The organism is Staphylococcus equorum, assembly GCF_029024965.1.
Taxonomy (GTDB): Bacteria; Bacillota; Bacilli; order Staphylococcales; family Staphylococcaceae; genus Staphylococcus; species Staphylococcus equorum.
Genome location: NZ_CP118982.1, coordinates 2,147,996 through 2,162,348, shown reverse-complemented (window position 1 = coordinate 2,162,348; position 14,353 = coordinate 2,147,996). Strand labels below are relative to the sequence as shown.

The 14,353-nt window shown below is 32.0% G+C and carries 15 protein-coding genes; 11 read left to right on the top strand and 4 right to left on the bottom strand.

Features of this window, described 5'->3' with window-relative positions; all coding sequences use genetic code 11:
* The first annotated feature begins 244 nt into the window (after window positions 1–244).
* Complete coding sequence (locus PYW44_RS10475) at window positions 245–1,876, top strand: ABC transporter ATP-binding protein/permease (protein ID WP_064783103.1); 1,632 nt, start codon at window positions 245–247, stop codon at window positions 1,874–1,876.
* Window positions 1,873–3,549, top strand: a complete 1,677-nt coding sequence (cydC, locus tag PYW44_RS10470; protein WP_021339406.1) for a thiol reductant ABC exporter subunit CydC — start codon at window positions 1,873–1,875, stop codon at window positions 3,547–3,549. Before PYW44_RS10475 ends, cydC begins: the two co-directional genes overlap by 4 nt.
* Window positions 3,550–3,694: 145 nt before the next feature.
* Here cydC and mgrA read toward each other — a convergent pair whose 3' ends face one another.
* Window positions 3,695–4,138, bottom strand: coding sequence for a global transcriptional regulator MgrA (mgrA, locus tag PYW44_RS10465; RefSeq protein WP_021339407.1), 444 nt, complete (start codon window positions 4,136–4,138; stop codon window positions 3,695–3,697).
* A 224-nt stretch (window positions 4,139–4,362) separates the two neighbouring features.
* Here mgrA and PYW44_RS10460 point away from each other — a divergent pair, with 224 nt between their 5' ends.
* The 5 genes from PYW44_RS10460 (at window position 4,363) to mdh (ending at window position 8,277) form a co-directional block, all read left to right on the top strand.
* Complete coding sequence (locus PYW44_RS10460) at window positions 4,363–5,289, top strand: CobW family GTP-binding protein (RefSeq protein WP_065367337.1); 927 nt, start codon at window positions 4,363–4,365, stop codon at window positions 5,287–5,289.
* A gap of 31 nt (window positions 5,290–5,320) precedes the next feature.
* Window positions 5,321–6,229 (top strand): aldo/keto reductase, encoded by a 909-nt coding sequence (locus PYW44_RS10455; protein WP_002512085.1) that lies wholly within the window; start codon window positions 5,321–5,323, stop codon window positions 6,227–6,229.
* A 25-nt stretch (window positions 6,230–6,254) separates the two neighbouring features.
* A complete protein-coding gene (locus PYW44_RS10450; protein ID WP_002508341.1) occupies window positions 6,255–6,554 on the top strand; it encodes a hypothetical protein in 300 nt (99 codons plus the stop codon).
* Window positions 6,555–6,613: 59 nt separating this feature from the next.
* The gene (locus tag PYW44_RS10445; protein WP_002508340.1) at window positions 6,614–7,225 is read left to right on the top strand and encodes a DedA family protein; all 612 of its coding nucleotides are present in this window, start codon (window positions 6,614–6,616) and stop codon (window positions 7,223–7,225) included.
* A 116-nt stretch (window positions 7,226–7,341) separates the two neighbouring features.
* A complete protein-coding gene (mdh, locus tag PYW44_RS10440) occupies window positions 7,342–8,277 on the top strand; it encodes a malate dehydrogenase (RefSeq protein WP_064783101.1) in 936 nt (311 codons plus the stop codon).
* Between the two features lie 343 nt (window positions 8,278–8,620).
* Here the strand turns inward: mdh and PYW44_RS10435 are convergent, their stop codons facing one another.
* The 3 genes from PYW44_RS10435 to PYW44_RS10425 form a co-directional block, all read right to left on the bottom strand.
* On the bottom strand, window positions 8,621–8,896 hold the full coding sequence (locus PYW44_RS10435; protein ID WP_021339412.1) for a hypothetical protein: 276 nt from the start codon (window positions 8,894–8,896) through the stop codon (window positions 8,621–8,623).
* The gene (locus PYW44_RS10430) at window positions 8,893–9,510 is read right to left on the bottom strand and encodes a DUF1361 domain-containing protein (RefSeq protein WP_021339413.1); all 618 of its coding nucleotides are present in this window, start codon (window positions 9,508–9,510) and stop codon (window positions 8,893–8,895) included. The genes PYW44_RS10435 and PYW44_RS10430 overlap by 4 nt, the downstream gene beginning before the upstream one ends.
* Window positions 9,511–9,917: 407 nt before the next feature.
* Complete coding sequence (locus PYW44_RS10425) at window positions 9,918–10,337, bottom strand: PPC domain-containing DNA-binding protein (protein ID WP_002508337.1); 420 nt, start codon at window positions 10,335–10,337, stop codon at window positions 9,918–9,920.
* A gap of 197 nt (window positions 10,338–10,534) precedes the next feature.
* On the opposite strand from PYW44_RS10425, the gene norA reads away from it, so the two are divergent.
* The 4 genes from norA to ybaK all read left to right on the top strand — a co-directional run bounded on the left by norA (window position 10,535) and on the right by ybaK (window position 14,276).
* The gene (gene norA, locus PYW44_RS10420; RefSeq protein ID WP_064783100.1) at window positions 10,535–11,695 is read left to right on the top strand and encodes a multidrug efflux MFS transporter NorA; all 1,161 of its coding nucleotides are present in this window, start codon (window positions 10,535–10,537) and stop codon (window positions 11,693–11,695) included.
* A 243-nt stretch (window positions 11,696–11,938) separates the two neighbouring features.
* Window positions 11,939–12,679 carry a hypothetical protein gene (locus PYW44_RS10415; protein ID WP_002508335.1) on the top strand — a complete coding sequence of 247 codons (741 nt, stop codon included), beginning with the start codon at window positions 11,939–11,941 and terminating at the stop codon, window positions 12,677–12,679.
* 174 nt (window positions 12,680–12,853) lie between these two features.
* Window positions 12,854–13,726, top strand: coding sequence for a UTP--glucose-1-phosphate uridylyltransferase GalU (gene galU / locus PYW44_RS10410; RefSeq protein WP_002508334.1), 873 nt, complete (start codon window positions 12,854–12,856; stop codon window positions 13,724–13,726).
* 82 nt (window positions 13,727–13,808) lie between these two features.
* Complete coding sequence (gene ybaK, locus PYW44_RS10405; protein ID WP_069828157.1) at window positions 13,809–14,276, top strand: Cys-tRNA(Pro) deacylase; 468 nt, start codon at window positions 13,809–13,811, stop codon at window positions 14,274–14,276.
* The last annotated feature ends 77 nt before the right edge of the window (window positions 14,277–14,353 follow it).

Sequence of the window (14,353 nt, the reverse complement as noted above, 5' to 3'; positions counted from 1 at the left end):
CTAATTAAATTTCATAGATTTTCATTTTATAATGATAGCACAATAAAAATGTAATGCGCCACATCTAAATGTAATTTTAGACTAAAGACTGAGATTAATATAATAAAAGGAATTCAAGCATTGAAAAAGAGAAAATCCTAATTATGTCTGAAATATGAAATTAGCATAAAAAATTACTAATAATAATGAGCGAATTCATTTAATTTTCAATGAATCAGTTTATAATATGTGGCAGGTGATAATTGTGAAAAGATTAACAAATTTAGCATTTAAATATAAAATATACCCAATGTTTATGTTTGTAATCAGTACATTATTAGCTATTACCGTAGTCGTTCAGAATATTGCTATTGCAGAAATTTTAAATGCAATGTTATTGGAAACGAACCAAAATTTGTTAATACTATTACTGTTTACATTATTTATTTTAATCGCACGCGCAACATTTAATACAATAAATCAAATGATCGGTAATCGCATGTCTACAAAAGTGAAATATGATTTGCGACGCCAACTTATATTCAAACAGTCAAAAGAGCCAATTGGCGTTCAAATGAATACTTTGACTGAAAGTATTGATGGTATTGTTCCATTTTTTAATAGTTATTTCCCACAAGTATTTAAATCAATGATGATTCCATTGTTTATCATTGTTGCTATGTATTTTATTCATTTAAATACGGCTTTAATTATGATAGTCACTGCACCATTTATTCCTCTTTTTTATATTATTTTTGGATTAAAAACACGTGATGAATCTAAAGATAAAATGACCTATTTAAACCAATTCAGTCAGCAATTTTTAAACAAAGTTAAAGGACTTATCACTTTAAAACTTTTTAATAAAACAGCTCAGACAGAACAAGAATTATATGAAGAAAGTACGACATTCAGAGATTTAACTATGCGTATTTTAAAAAGTGCTTTTCTATCCGGACTCATGCTTGAATTTATTAGTATGCTAGGGATTGGTCTTGTAGCTTTAGAAGCTGGATTAGGATTGATTTTATTCAATAGTATTGATTTTAAAACAGCTGCGATTGCAATCATATTAGCGCCTGAATTTTATAACTCTATTAAAGATTTAGGGCAATCGTTTCACACAGGAAAGCAAAGTGAAGGATCGAGCGATGTTGTGTTCGATTTATTAGATAAACAAGAAAAAACGCTGAAACCTGAGATTCGTACAAATGGACAACAATCTGCATTAATTAAATTGGAGAATGTTAGCTTTAAATATGATGATGCACAACAAAATGCTTTAAATAATATTAATTTGAATATTTCTAGAGGAGAGCAAATTGCGCTCGTCGGGAAAAGTGGTGCGGGTAAATCAACACTTGCACAGGTTATTGTACAACGTTTCGATGCCCAGTCAGGTGAAGTGACTTATCAAAATGCTAATTTGAAATTAGGTTTTTTAAGTCAGATGCCTTATATCTTTAATGCCTCTATACGCGATAATATTACTATGTTTCAATCGATGGATGAAAATAAAATATTAAAAGTATTAGATGATGTTGATTTAAAAGAAAAAGTACTATCTTTAAAGGATGGATTAGATACATGGATTGGAGAGGGCGGTGAGATGCTCTCAGGCGGTCAAATGAGACGTGTAGAACTATCTCGAGTACTAATGATTCAACCAGACGTACTTATCTTTGATGAGCCTGCTACTGGCTTAGATGTGAAAACAGAAAATATTATACAAGATATAATTGCACAACAATTTGTGGATACAACTGTTATTACGATTGCACATAGAGAAAATACTATTAAAAATGCTGATAGACGTATATATATTGAAAATGGCTATTTGACATCGATAGATACACAAGAGAGAAGAAACAATGATAAAGGTGGTGACGTAACATGAAGCCACATATTCAATTTAAAATAGATAGAGATTTGATACTTTCGATTATTGTGGGAGTTATAGGAAGTTTAGTAGCACTTAGCATGTTCTTTTTAAGTGGTTATATGGTAACGCAAAGTGCACTTGGCGCCCCGTTATTTGCATTGATGGTTCTGATAGCTTCAGTAAAATTATTTGGATTTATAAGAGCAATTGCCAGATATATTGAAAGGTTGTTATCACATAGAGCGACTTTTACAATGCTTAGAAACGTTAGGGTTCAATTTTTCAAACATTTAATTCCGGTCGTTCCCGACGTATATCGAAAATTTAATTCTAGTGATTTAATCGCACGAATGATTGGCAGAGTTGAAGCTCTGCAAAATATATACTTGCGTGTTTATTATCCACCTGTAGTAATAGGTGTTACAGCAATCATTTCTACAATCGTAATGATTTACTTCTCATATGTACATGCGATTATCATATGTATTAGTATGATTGCTACCTTAGTAGTTATACCGTGGTTAAGTGCTAAGCGTGCACGTATACTGAAAAGGCAAGTTAACAAAGTTCAAGGCGATTTTTTAAACCAATTTTATGATTATAAAGAAGGTTATGAAGAGTTGGATCGTTTTGGTCGAACAGAATTTTATAAAAAACAAGTGCTTCATCAACTGGATGACTATGAAGCAGCACAAGCAAAAGAGCAACGATTTTTATCACTATACGAATATAGCTTAAATATTGTTTCGATGATTGCACTATTTTTCACACTGTATTTAGGTGTAGTTCAAGTACAAAATCAAGAATTAGACGTTGTTTATTTAACAAGTATCGTATTAATGATGCTGACGCTTTTCGAACAAGCGATACCTATGAGTAATGTAGCTTACTTTAAAGCGGATACTGACGAAGCTTTCCATGATATTGATGAAGTGATTGCTCATCCTATGAAGCAGGGCGTGGAAGCAATGCATTTAGAAGTCTTACCTACCGAGCCATTGTATAAGGTTCGAGACCTCAACTTCAAGTATTGGAATCAATCAAGTTATGTATTACAAGATATCCAATTATCAATTGATAAAGGCGAGCATGTTGCTATTATTGGACCTTCAGGATCTGGTAAAAGTTCGTTATTGCAACTCATGTTAGGTTTGTATCAAAGTGATAAAGGTGAGATACTATTAAATCATCAAGATATTACAAATATTGTAGATGAAGAAAAATATAGTCAAATCAATGCCCTATTACAAACACAACAGTTATTTGACGGTACAGTGAGAGAAAATTTGTTTACTGACAAAGATGATGTTGAACTACGCAACGTTCTAGCTAATTTAGGTTTGGATCATATCGATTTAGATCGATACATTACCATATCTGGTAATACATTATCAGGCGGTGAAATACAGAGACTTGGTATTGCAAGATTATTATTAAGAGACGTACCGATTTGGATCATGGATGAGCCTACAACAGCACTCGACATATATCATACAGATAGTGTAATGGACATCATTCATACCAAAGCTCAAACCTTAATTGTTGCAACACATGATTTAAGGTTGCTACCGTATTTTGATAAAATTGTAGTTATGAGTGAAGGGGAAATCGTAGAAAGTGGAAGTTATCAGTCTCTAATTACAGAAAGAGGCTATTTATATCAAATGGTTGAAATGAATGTTTCTTAAACGAAACGTTACATTATTTTTCTTATAAGTTAAAAAAATGGAGCTCAAACACATTTGTGTTTGAGCTCTCATTATAAATCAAGTATATTTAATGAATAAATTTAGATAGAAGAACTATCTAATGTTTACCATTGCCATTGAAAAATTATTTTGCTTTTTCTTCTGTGAAGGCAGTGATTACTTTTGAAAGTAATCGATTTAGTTCTTTAGATTCATCTGAGCTTAATGAAGATGCTACTGCAACGTCTTGACAAGCTGTATCTAATTCAGGGCGAATTGCTTCGCTCTTATCAGTTAAATGAATGAATACTTCACGTTGATCGATTTCAGAACGCTCGCGTTTGATTAGGTCAACTTGTTCCATTCTTTTAAGTAATGGAGATACAGTACCTGTATCAAGTGCCAATTCAGTAACGACTTTCTTAACATTGACAGGTGACTCAGCCCATAAGATTGTTAAAACTAAAAACTGTGGATAAGTCAATTTGTATTTCTTAAAGACATTATTTGAATAATAGCGATTTACTTGTCTTTGAGCATTATACAAACTGAAACAAAGTTGTTCTTTTAAATTAAGTGGTTCAGACATAAAGTTCTCCTCCAGACATTCTATCCGTTTTCTTCTGTATCGGACCTGAATCCGTCTTATGATGTGTGTGTGACACTTCCTCAAACACTTTTGCACTGTGCCATGCTAAAATGTAGTGTACGTATAAAGTTTAGAAGAAATTTAAAATTTTATCAAGTAAAAGTTTAATTATACGAATAATTGTACTTTTATGCAGACATTTGTATCAAGAAATGAGTGGTTATATGAAAAAAATTAAAAATCCAAAAACGTCAATTACAATCATAACAGGTTTTTTAGGTAGTGGAAAAACTACATTTCTCAGTAATTATGTAAAATATTTACTAAGTAATGATGAAAACCCGAGTATCATCGTAAATGAATACGGTAACTTAGATGTAGATAGCCGTGCAATCAGCGATGATATTGAGGTTGCGTCAATATTAAATGGTTGCGTATGTTGTGACTTGCAACAAGATTTAATAAAACAATTAAAACATTTTCTAAACAAAAGTGCAATGCACCATATTATTATTGAAGCGACAGGTATAGCACACCCAATCGAAATAATTGCGGCATGTCAAGATCCTGAAATCGTCGCAAGCGTTAATCCACCAGTGGTTATTGGCTTAGTCGACGCTCCAAGATTTTTAACCAGAGCCCAATATACTCATAGTACAACACAATTGATGGAAGAACAATTATATGCAAGTCATACAGTTGTAGTCAATAAAATGGATTTAATTGATGAAAAAGAGAAAGAACGTATAAATGAAATTTTTGAAATTAATCCATATGCACCGACATTTTATACGAGTTATGCAAATTTAGATATGAAGCAATTAATTTCAGTAACGCAAAATAAAGGACAAAATATAGAACAACATACATATCATCATGGGATAAATAGTATGCAATATCAGTTTTCTGGACCAATAGATAGGCAACTATTCTATCAATTTATTTTACGCTTGCCAGATAATGTTTTAAGATTAAAGGGATACGTAAAGTTTCGTGATATGCCAAATGATACATATGAATTTCAATATGCGTTTGGTTTGCCAGACTATCAAGTTATTGATGCATCCATGCCTTTAACCATTGTGCTTATAGGTGAACAAATAGATGTTAATCGCATACGCAATCAATTAGACATGCTACAATTCACTTAATTTTTTAAATATTAAAAGGGGTGTTGGTAATATGGATAAAGTAAAGATTAATCAACATGTTTCATTTTCAAAAGTAATACAAGGATTCTGGAGAGCAAAAGATTGGCAGTGGACACCACAACAATTAAATCGTTACCTTAATGAATTAGTAGAACGAGGTATTACTACTATGGATCATGCTGATATATATGGTGGGTACTCATGTGAAGGTATATTTGGAGAGGCATTGAAATTATCTCCTCAATTACGTGAACAAATGGAGATTGTTACTAAATGTGGTATTGTGCTGCCATCAGAACGTATACATGAAGCAGACGGTCACCGTTATGATCATAGTAAGCATCATATTCAAAAGTCTGTAGATCGTTCTCTACAAGAGTTGCAAGTAGATTATCTGGATTCACTACTTATTCATAGACCATCACCTTTGATGGATCCACAAGAAGTGACTGAAGCAATCACTGCTTTAGTTAACGAGGGGAAAGTGAAATCATTTGGAGTTTCTAATTTTAATAAATCAGAATATGATTTATTGAGCAAACATCTTGTTTCTGATAAGTTGCATATTACATTAAACCAATTAGAAATTTCGCCATATACTATAGATGTACTTGAAAATGGCCTAATGAATCATATGTATAAAGATAATGTTAAAATGATGTCATGGAGTCCTATGGCAGGCGGTAAATTATTCGATTTAGAAGATGAAAAATCTGTTCGAATTATGGCCGTGATTTCCCCCCTAGCACAAAAATATCATACTAGTGTGAATGGCATTGTAATGGCATGGTTAAATAAACATCCAGCAACAATAATGCCTGTATTAGGCACTCATAAAATAGAACGTATTGACGAAGCAATAAAAGGTTTAGAAGTTACAATTACAGATCAAGAATGGTTTGATATTTATACAGCGTCCCTAGGCCACGATATCCCTTAAAGTACATATTGAAGGAGCGTAACTAATGAATACACAGAACGAACAACATCAAAGAAACCAACTTAAATTTCAACGTAATTTTATTAATTTCCCATTTTTAGGATTTGCACTTGTCATCGCAATTTTAAATTTAGCATTTCCTGATATAACTTTAATGATGACGCTATTTGGATTGTTTTTCTTTTATAACGCGGGTATTTTATTTGTAGCGTTTATAAAACATTACAAACGTACTGCAATACTAGCGTTAATATTAACGATTTTATCTATGGCATTATTTGGTGCATCACTATATTTATATGCAGCGGCAAATAATTTACTTTAATTTATGAACGTCCAGAGAAATAAAGGTTATGTATTATCGAACAAAATAGGAGGAAGTAAATGGAACAGTGGATTACACAATTTATGGAACAATATGGATATTGGGGCATAGGCCTACTTATCTTTTTAGAAAATATATTTCCACCAATTCCATCTGAAATCATTTTAACGTTCGGTGGTTTTATGACTACCCAATCTGGATTAGGCTATACTGGTGTTCTAGTTACCTCAACAATTGGTTCTGTAGTCGGAGCGATTGTGTTATATGGTATAGGCGCTTGGATTGGTGAACGTAATCTCTACCGTATTGTAGATAAATATGGAAAGATTTTACGTTTGAAGACGAAAGATTTAGATAAGACAATTCAATGGTTTGAAAAATATGGTTATTGGACAGTCTTTTTCTGTCGCTTTGTTCCTTTATTGAGAAGTTTAATTTCAATACCAGCTGGTTTAACACGTATGAATATCCCCTTATTCATACTATTTACTACAGTAGGTACTATCATTTGGAACGCAGTGTTAATTTATTTAGGCCAAGCCGTAGGTGGTAATTGGCACACGATTGTTTATTATATGGATATATATTCTCGTATTATTTATATTATTTTAGCTATTTTAATTATTTTTGTCATTTGGAAATGGTTCAAACGACAAAGAACGCAAAAATAAGATTGATATTCTCCCCAGATTAAATTTTAGATTCTTATGATTTAAATAGCGCGATACATATTTTGAATGTTATAATAAACATACAATATGTATTGACGATATAGGGGGATTGCATTATGACAAAGCAAAAAGTTTCGATAATAGGTGCTGGAAATACTGGCGCAACATTAGCTTTTATTGTGGCCCAACAAGAACTCGCAGATGTCGTACTCATTGACCGTCCAGAGAGTGAAGGCCTTGTGAAAGGAAAAGCACTAGATATATTAGAAAGTAGTCCGATATATGGTTTCGATGTTAATGTAACAGGTACTATTGATTATGCTGATTCAGCGAACTCTGATGTAGTTGTCATCACTGCTGGTGTGGCACGCAAACCTGGTATGAGTCGTGACGATTTAGTTCAAGTCAACGAAGCTGTGATGCACGATGTAACGAAAGAAATTGTAAAATATTCACCTAATTGCAAAATAATCGTACTTACAAATCCTGTAGATGCCATGACTTATTCTGTATTACAAGCCTCTGGTTTTCCAAAGGAACGTGTAATCGGACAATCGGGTGTCTTAGATACAGCTAGATACCAAACATTTATTGCAGAAGCACTTAATGTATCGGTTAAAGATATCAGAGGATTAGTGTTAGGCGGCCATGGCGATACGATGTTACCTTTAATAACATCAACAAATGTAAACGCCGTGCCTCTGAATAAACTTCTGAACAATACGCAAATTACACAGATTGTAGAGCGTACGCGAAAAGGAGGCGCAGAAATCGTAGAATTACTTGGAAGTGGTTCAGCGTATTATGCACCTGCATCAGCGGTCTACAGTATGGTTGAAGCAATTTTAAAAGATCAGAAGCGTTTATTACCAAGCATTGCATTATTAGAGGGAGAATACAGTTTCTCTGATATATGTTTAGGCGTACCAACAATTTTAGGATCTAAAGGTATAGAGCGTATCGTAGAATTACAATTATCTGAAGACGAACAGGCACAATTACAAGTTTCTGCAAACGCAGTTACAGAAGTAAAAAAATCACTCAAACAATAAACAATAGTGAAATATACTAAGAAAGATTATTAGAACTATGAGGCTGAGACAAAATACATGTCTCAGCCTCAATCATTAAATTAGCAGTGGCTGAGTGAATTGAAAATGCCCTTTAGTTCTTATGCAAGAGTTTAAGCTCTTGTATGCCATTTGCTAGGCAGACTTGTGGGGCGGGCATATTAGGTCAAATTACAACTTTTGATTTATGTATTACCACCCGATTTTATTTCAATATAAAAAAGGGCTATTAAGGTTCCGTTATGGAACCTTAATAGCCCTTTATTCAATTTAAAATTATGATCTAGATTTACTTACTTATACTTATAATCCAAATTCGAATTAATTACAATCTAAAAATACAGATGTATAAAGCAACATATTCAAAAAATGTTAATATATACATATATTTTAGTCTTACTCTTACATTTTTTGGTACGTCCCAATTAGGGAAACGGCGTTCGTAATAAAATAATTGTAAATAAAATAATCCAATACCTAAAGGGAGACACATGAGTATGATACTACGAGTATATGAAAATCCTATATCATGCAATAGATGTCCAATAATTAATTGAAATACGATAAGCACAATAAGCAAAATTATAATGTTAAATGTCATCTTGCACTTCGTACCCCTTTCGCAAATAAAATTAATATGCCTTGTAATACTACAAGCAACAGCACAAAGCATATTGCTTCAAGATTTAAATTTGACCATACTTTATTGATAATGCGAAGCGGTTCATTAATAAGGTAGACTGAATGTAAACGTAAGAAACGTCCAATATAAATGCCTAAACCGTTTAAAAACATCATTGCAATGATTATTGTTCTATTTAACCAGAGGTAAGGCGTGAATTTTTCCATTTCTAAAAACATTAAAATTAATAAATACAATGCAAGTAACACTGCTGATACTAGAAAAGTGAAATATGCCCATTCTACTAATATTAAACCTTGATAGAAATTGAATGTAAATTGATTTAAGTGAATTAAATCTGTAACCATATAAAGTGTGTTAGGCACCATAAATAAGAAAATAAGAGCAAAAATAATAAATAGTGGCCATTCATATTTATGTACAGGTTTAAATAGATTTAAGAGTAAGCATAGTTCAAATGGCACATATGCTAGAAATAAATTTAAAGTCATAAATTGATAGTAATCATTAAAGAAAATAGAAATAATGATTAATATTAGAAATACCGTTCTAGCGATATAACGAGCCTTCATAAATACACCTACTTTCTTTCTGAATAAAGCATTTAAATATATTGTGGAAATTACTAGTAATAGCAATTTTATTGAAAAAATGCCAATAAAAATTCCCTCTCTCAATATTAAAAAAGCTAAGGGAAAATTAACTCGTATTTTTGAATATGAGATTATATAATACATTTTTTGAATGTAAATATCAATGATAATGATGAATTGTTATTAACTAAATGATTTACGGTTGAATAAAAAAAGAATGATTGTAGTTATAAATACATTTTAAAAAAACGACTAAATGAAAGGTTAATTGTTTTAGCTAGAAAAGAAGTAAAGACTGATGAATCCATATATGCGGAACCTTTCATCAGTCTTTAATGAGTCGATAGTGCAATTAATCTACGTGTGATCCACTGGTTAGGATGCAGTTATAAATTTAATAAATTAAGTCCAATTGCTTCATCATGTTTACGGTTAATATCTAAGTCGGTCATAGTGATTACAATTTCGGCTGTAGCTGAAACGACCGCTTTCGTTAAATGACCACTAAGTGTTGCGTAAGTATTAGTCCCAAAGGTTGCATGTAAATGCGCAAATGGTTTGTCATCGATGTGAGAGATATTACCTAAAAGACTAATTAATTCTAATGGTTCTTCAAAGGATTTTTTCTCATAAGTTTTAGTGTCGATGTTATAAAAATTAAGTTCTACATCATCACAAGCACCAATGCCACTTACTGTACCGAATTTACCGCCTTGTTCTTTAGCTATATCTGTCACTGCTTCTACAATGTCTTCGCCACGTTCTAAAACAAGCACAATTGTCTTTCCGTCAACTTGATATACCATGTGAAACCTCCATTCTTAAAATTGATTACAACTATAGTATACAAGTTCTTTTTTATAGTTTATATAAAAGTGTTTAGATGAACAAAATTTTCTATTGTCTTTTGATGTATAAATGTTATAAAATACTCTAATATTATATATATATATTAAAAGAACGTATCATGATATGAATGGTATAAACGAATGGAGTGAGAAACGTGAATAAGCAATTTGTAATTTTATATTTTAATATTTTCCTAGTCTTTTTAGGTATTGGTTTAGTTGTTCCAGTTCTTCCTGTTTATTTGAAAGATTTAGGATTAAAAGGTAGCGATTTAGGGGTTCTTGTTGCCGTCTTTGCATTAGCTCAAATGGTTATTTCGCCATTTGGTGGGACGTTAGCAGATAAATTAGGAAAGAAATTAATTATTTGTATTGGGTTAGGACTTTTTGCAATATCAGAATTCTTGTTTGCCGCTAGTCATACTTTCTCACTCTTAATTGTGTCTAGAATTCTTGGTGGGTTCAGTGCTGGTATGGTTATGCCTGGTGTTACTGGAATGATTGCAGATATTTCAATAGGTAAAGATAAAGCTAAGAATTTTGGCTATATGTCAGCAATTATTAACTCTGGCTTTATTTTAGGGCCAGGTATAGGTGGCTTTCTTGCAGAATTTTCTCATAGGCTACCATTTTACGTAGCAGGATTTAGTGGCTGTTTAGCATTACTGCTTTCTATTATCTTGATTAAAAATCCTAAAAACGAAACACAAGATGGATTTACAGTGTATCAACCTGAATTACTTACAAAAATTGATTGGAAAGTCTTCCTTACACCAATCACCTTAACACTTGTGCTCGCTTTTGGATTATCAGCATTTGAAACATTATTCCCATTATATACAGCAGATAAAGCACATTATTCACCTTTAGATATTTCATTTGCAATTACAGGTGGGGGTATATTAGGTGCTGTATTCCAAGTATTCTTCTTTGATAAATTTATGAAACATTTTAAAGAACTCACATTTATCAATTATTCGTTGATATATTCAGCAATTGTATTACTCGCTTTGACATTTGTGGATGGTTATTGGTCTATCATGGTAATCAGCTTTATTGTGTTTATTGGTTTTGATATGATTAGACCTGCAATCACGAATTATTTTTCTAATATTGCAGGAGATCGTCAAGGTTTTGCAGGTGGTTTAAATTCCACTTTTACGAGTATGGGGAATTTTATAGGACCTTTAGTGGCTGGGACGTTATATGACGTTAACTTTGAATATCCTTTATATATGGCAGTTGCAGTAATGATACTTGGTATGTTTGTTATACTAGTTGAAAAAATGATAAGAACGAATCTTAGAAAATCATAACTTAAAAAGATAAATAAAGTAGAACGTACGTAGACTCATTCACGTACGTTCTTTTTAATTTATATAATTTTAGCGTTATATGACTCGCAATATGACATTAAGATTAAATAAAGTCATATTGCGTAATATTAATGTTACAGAGATTACGATTGGTTTAAATTGTGGTCTATATAAGTTTTAAGTTAATAAAATATGCTAATATGTAGGAAATATTAAAAAAGTAATGTAAGTAAGGGGATGAATTTGAAAAATTTAATTTTATCAATTATGGCATTCCTTCTTGCTTGTTGTTTATGTTTTCTCTTATTTATAGCTACAAATCAACAAGCACTAGCAAAAGTTCATGAAACAATTTCTAGTTGTTCAAACAATGATAAACGAACTGAAACTAAAGGTGACGACAATCACAACAGTGATAATACTATTAGTGCAGCAGTGAAAGATGTTGAACAAGAAGAACCTTATAATGCCGAAGCATATGTACCAATAGCTAAAAAAACGACACACAATTTAAAAAATAATGAAATCGGGAATTCTAATTTACCCAAGTTCTCCGAAGCACAAAAAGAAGCACAAACACTTGTGAATAAAGATAATAATGCTGCTAATGCATATAATGATTATGGTATTGATCGCACATGCCAAGGTGCCTATTATTATATTTTTACTTTTGAAAACAAAGAACAGCCCAACACTTTTTATAGAGTTACGGTAGATAAAAATAATAAAGCGCACATTTTTGATAAGTCATATCGCGTGAAAGAGCAACAAACTTCTAATACACCTAGTATTTCACCTCAAGAATCAAAAGTAATTGCTGAAAAGTATGCTAAAGATGAACTCGGTGAGAATGCAGTTCTCAAAAATGTTAAAACATCTAAAGAAGGTATGTTTTATACTTTTTATGAGTCTAAAACAGAAAAAGAATATAAAGTGGTAGTAAACAAAGTGGGTGACGTAGTTCGTCAGCCATCGTTAAATTAAAAGTAAAATATAAGTCGCGTAAACTGATGATAAAATGGAGTTGCGCGGCTTTTTTTATGCTATGAAATTAGTATAAAGCAGTAAGTATCAATGTTATGATAATATTATCAATTGAAATGAGTGCAAACTATATAAACCAAGATTAAAATATTTTAATGAAAAGGATGAGCATTTTTGAAAAAGATAAAAAAAGCAATCATACCTGCAGCTGGCTTAGGAACAAGATTTTTACCAGCTACGAAAGCTATGCCAAAAGAAATGTTACCTATATTAGATAAACCTACAATCCAATACATAGTAGAAGAAGCAGCACGAGCAGGCATCGAAGATATCATTATAGTTACTGGTAAACATAAACGTGCAATTGAAGACCATTTTGATAATCAAAAAGAATTAGAAATGATTTTACAAGATAAAGGAAAAACGGACTTACTAGAAAAAGTAAAATATTCTACAGAACTTGCTAATATATTTTATGTAAGACAAAAAGAGCAAAAAGGTTTAGGTCATGCTATTTATTCTGCACGCCAATTTATAGGTGATGAGCCATTTGCGGTGCTTTTAGGTGATGATATTGTTGAATCTGATAATCCAGCCATTAAGCAATTGATAGAAGCTTATGAAGAAACTGGAAAGTCTGTGATCGGCGTACAAGAAGTAGAAGAAGACCAAACACATCGCTATGGTATTATCGATCCATTAGAAAAATCAGGTAGAAAATATGAAGTGAAAGAATTCGTTGAAAAACCGAAACAAGGCACTGCGCCGTCTAATTTAGCAATTATGGGTCGCTATGTTCTTACAGCTGATATTTTTGATTATTTAAAAACTCAAAGCAAAGGTGCAGGTGGAGAAATTCAACTTACGGACGCAATTGAAAGATTAAATAAACACGATCAAGTTTATGCTTACGACTTTGAAGGTGATCGATTCGATGTAGGTGAAAAATTAGGTTTTGTGAAAACTACAATTGAATTTGCTTTAAAAGATGAATCTATGCATGAAGAATTAACTCGTTTTATAAAAAACTTAGACTTAGATAAATAAATCTTAGATTTTAAATAAAAGTATGAATGATATCAGTTATAACTTAGTGAACTATTACTAACATATGATACGAGGTGTTGTAATGAAGGAAGTTAAAACAAATGCAATGCGTATGCTCGATCGCTTGAAAATTGAGTATTGCGTCAATACTTACGAGGTATCAGAAAGTCATATGGATGGAAAGACTGTAGCTGAAAAAGTCGGCGTAGATGTATCACAAGTTTATAAAACACTCGTGTTAGAAAATGCTAAACATGCGCACTTTGTATTTATTATTCCTGTAAATGCCTCTCTTGATATGAAGTCAGCAGCGCAAGCAGTTAATGAAAAGAAATTACAGTTAATGCCACTTGATGATTTAAAAAAAGTGACTGGCTACGTCCGTGGCGGTTGTTCTCCGATTGGTATGAAACGGCAATTCCCAACAATTATTGATCGACAAGTTGAAGAAATAGATGCTATCTATGTCAGTGGTGGAGCACGTGGTACACAAATTAAAATAGATGTAGCGCATTTAATTAGAACAACACGAGCCAAAGTTAAAAAGTGACACATGATGAACATAATTAAATATTATTAAGCTAATGACCATAAAGTAACGGATTATTTCCTGCTTTATGGTTTTTT